We start from the raw sequence: 203 nt of genomic DNA on the forward strand, positions 1-203 counted from the left end.
GTGATTTCTGTCGAAACCATTTTTAAAGATTCTTGTATCTCATATCACTAGAAAAGAACACTTAAAGATGGTGGAGCTATGCGGGATCGAACCGCAGACCTCTTCGCTGCCAGCGAAGCGCTCTCCCAGCTGAGCTATAGCCCCATCTGGAAAAGTTCTTACTCTTAACTTCTAAACCGTATCAATCTGTGTGGGTACTCATC

1 tRNA gene is annotated in these 203 nt (G+C 44.3%); it reads right to left on the reverse strand.

The features are described 5' to 3' along the window. Positions 1–68 precede the first annotated feature (68 nt). Positions 69–144: transfer RNA gene (locus LNL84_RS19715), tRNA-Ala, on the reverse strand. Positions 145–203 lie beyond the last annotated feature (59 nt).

It is taken from the genome of Vibrio gelatinilyticus, assembly GCF_022836845.1.
Classification (GTDB): domain Bacteria; phylum Pseudomonadota; class Gammaproteobacteria; order Enterobacterales; family Vibrionaceae; genus Vibrio; species Vibrio gelatinilyticus.